The 3,325-nt window shown below is 22.2% G+C and carries 3 protein-coding genes; 2 read left to right on the top strand and 1 reads right to left on the bottom strand.

Features of this window, described 5'->3' with window-relative positions; genetic code table 11:
• Positions 1–177 precede the first annotated feature (177 nt).
• Both BGI41_RS07270 and BGI41_RS07265 read left to right on the top strand, forming a co-directional pair.
• On the top strand, positions 178–702 hold the full coding sequence (locus BGI41_RS07270; RefSeq protein ID WP_088539984.1) for a Yip1 family protein: 525 nt from the start codon (positions 178–180) through the stop codon (positions 700–702).
• Positions 702–1,460 (top strand): hypothetical protein, encoded by a 759-nt coding sequence (locus BGI41_RS07265; RefSeq protein WP_088539982.1) that lies wholly within the window; start codon positions 702–704, stop codon positions 1,458–1,460. The genes BGI41_RS07270 and BGI41_RS07265 overlap by 1 nt, the downstream gene beginning before the upstream one ends.
• A gap of 123 nt (positions 1,461–1,583) precedes the next feature.
• Here BGI41_RS07265 and BGI41_RS07260 read toward each other — a convergent pair whose 3' ends face one another.
• Positions 1,584–3,143: a radical SAM protein gene (locus BGI41_RS07260; RefSeq protein WP_088539979.1), complete on the bottom strand. Its 1,560-nt coding sequence runs from the start codon at positions 3,141–3,143 to the stop codon at positions 1,584–1,586.
• Between the last annotated feature and the right edge of the window lie 182 nt (positions 3,144–3,325).

Below are 3,325 nucleotides of genomic sequence, written 5' to 3'. Positions count from 1 at the left end.
GTTTTATATTACTATTTTTATTTTAATATACTTTATTTATTATCCTTTTATTTTTTTTAAATCATGATTATTTAAATTATTTTTTAATTAAATTTTATTTATTTTTTAGTTTATTTTTTTAAATAATTTTCAGTTAATATAGAAACCTATTTATATTTATTTACATAATTTATTAATATGAAGTCGTATTTTGAGAATTTATTAAATGAATGGAGTATGGTTTTATTATCTCCAGAACTTTTGTTTGATGAAAAAAGTAAAGATGGTGGATATGCTGGAATAATTACTTTAATATTCTTTTCTATATTTTTAGGTCTTATTTCTGGTATATTATCAAAGAGTTTTGTTGTTTTTATTGTTGTTGCAATTTTTCTGATTATTTTTACTATTGTATTTAATATTGTGCAGACTATTTTTATTTATATATTTTCTAGATTACTTGGTGGAGAAGGTAGTTTTAAAAGTACTTTTAATTTACTTGGTTATCTTAGTGTTATAGATATTTTTACACTTATTGGTTTATCTTTAACTTCTATTGGTAATTTGATTATAATACCTATTTCAATGCTTGTTTTATTATGGAAAGCAGTTTTAGTTGTGATTTTAGTAAATTCTGAGTTTAAAATAGGATTAGGTAAATCCTTTTTATCTTCTTTCGGTATTTTAGCATTAATTTTAATTTGTTTAATGGGAGTGTTATAATGGAAACTAATAAAATAATTGGAATACTTATAATTCTTGCATTAATTTTATCAATAGTTTTTGCATCTTTTAGTTTTGTAACAGGTTCTGATCAAGAAGAGCTTAAATCAATTACATTAAATCAATCACAATTAAATGAATCAAATATAAAAACTGTAAATATTAATGTAGACAAGTATTGTGGTGGAGTTGATTTTAATTTTGTAAATAATTCAAGTAGTATTGTTAATGTATCTACTAAAGATCAGTCACCTAATATGAATTATACTGTAAATGGAAGTACTTTAAATGTCTATTTAAATTCAAATTCTTCTGATGACACTATTGAATTAAATAATAAATATGAGTATAATATTAATCAGAAAATTATTCTTGGTGGAAGTAATTTAAATGTTTCACAAGGTTCAAAAATTAACTCTTTAAACAATTATATTAATCTTGGTGGTATAAACATCGTGTTTGGTGGAGGGGAATTAAAGAATGTATATTCTCAAATTAATACTGGTGGTTTAAATATCATGGGAACTAGTCCGAAAGGTATTAGTAATATTAATTCATTTATAAGTACTGGTGGTTTTAATGTACGTATTGACAATCCAGTTGTAGAATTAGTTTCATATATTGGAGTAGGTGGTAATAATATAGCTAATGCTGAAAAAATTGATGAAAATCATTTTAAAAGTCTTAATTATAATAATAGTTCAAGTGATAAATTAAGAATAAATAGTGATATAGAAGTAGGTGGATTTAATTTTTAAATTCATTTATTTTTAATCTTTATTTTATTTTTTAGTTTTTTTTTAGTTTTTTTATTTATTAATTTTTGTGTTTTAAATTTTTATTTCTAAATTTAATAAAAAAGTAGTTATAATTTTAAATTTTTATAAACAGTTATATTTACAATTATAACATTTATTTTCATCACACCATGGAATTATTTCATTGTTTTTCATTTTTTCTCTTTCTTCTTTTAAAAAATTATCATTATATCCTAAATCAATATTAGACCATGGAAGTTCATCATTAATATTATAATGTGGAATGTACTTTTTCCAGGTATTCGTGTTAATCTTATTTTGAATAGAATATTCTAAAAGTTCTGAAATATTTTCATCACCACATGATAAAACATATTGTTTTAAACCTATTTTTGCACTATCAAATTTTACATTTATTCCTTTAAGTTGGCGTTTAAGATAACGTATTTTTGATTTAATAGATTTAATATTGTATTCTTCCCACTGTAATGGTGTTTGAGCTTTAGGAATTAGTGGATTTATACTAAATTTTATAGAAATACCTTTTCTTTTTTTAGAATCAATTTTTTTAATATATTTTGCAAGTTCTTTAAGATCTTCATTAGTTTCATTAGGAAAACCTATAATAAAATATAATTTTAAATTAAAACCTATTTTTATTGCTAAATCACATATTTTTTCTATTTTTTCATCACTAATATCTTTATTAATTGAACGTCTAAGTTTATATATTGATTCTGGTGCAATTGTAAGTGTTTTTTGACCACTTTTTTTAAGGGATTTTAAAGATTCTTCTGTTATAGTTTCAATTCTCATTGAAGGTGTTGATATTTCAAAACCTCTTTTATATAATTCTTCTGTTAATTCATTAATATTAGAATAATCACTTACAGAAGGTGCAATTAATGTAACTCTATTAAGATTACTATTTTTTCTTGCTATTTCGCTAATTTCTATTAATTTTTCAAGTGAACTTTCTCTTTTAGGTCTATATAAATATCCTGACATACAGAATCTGCAACCTCTAGAGCATCCTCTTGAAACATTTAATAAAATCCCATTTCCAAATACTGGTTTATAATCTTCATTATCGGTGTGAATTACTATGGGATATTTTATATGGTATGCTTTATCCATATTTTCAACAAGTACAATATCTGTTTTGTTATTAAATTTTGGAATATAAATTCCATCAAGTTCTAAGAACTCTTCAAGTTGTTCTCGAGGATTATCTAGATTTCTATAAATATCTATTAAATCATTAAGAACCATTTCCCCTTCACCGATTATAAACATATCAATAAATGGACTAAGTGGCATAGGATTTGCAGTAACACAAGGACCTCCTGCAATGATTAAAGGGTCTTTACTAGTTCTATTTTTACTATATAATGGAATATCAGAAGCTGCAAGCATTTTTACTAAATTAAAGTAATCTTCTTCGAATTGTATTGTGAAACTCAATATATTAAAATCTTTAGCTGGGCTATTAGACTCAATACTTCTAGTTTTCGGATAAATAATTCTTTCACACCAAGTATCATTAATTTCATTTATTAAATTATATAATATTTGATAACCAAGTGAAGACATAGCTACTTTATAAATATTTGGATAAATTAACCCGAATCTGATTTTTATGTTTTTCAGTTTCTTTTGAACTATGTTTTCTTCATATAACATATTATCCCATTTTTATTTAATTTAAATTTTAATTAATTTTTATAATAAATTTTATATGTATTCTTTTGTGTTTTTTCTTATTTTCTAGTTTTTTTTATCTAGTTTTTGTTTGTTTTTATTATTTTCTAGTTTTTTTTTTTTTTTTTTGGTTTTTTTTTTTTTTTGTTTTTTTTTTCTTTTTT

Origin of the sequence: Methanobrevibacter sp. 87.7, from assembly GCF_002208625.1 — an archaeon.
Classification (GTDB): domain Archaea; phylum Methanobacteriota; class Methanobacteria; order Methanobacteriales; family Methanobacteriaceae; genus Methanarmilla.
This window is presented reverse-complemented; position numbering and strand designations above follow the sequence as displayed.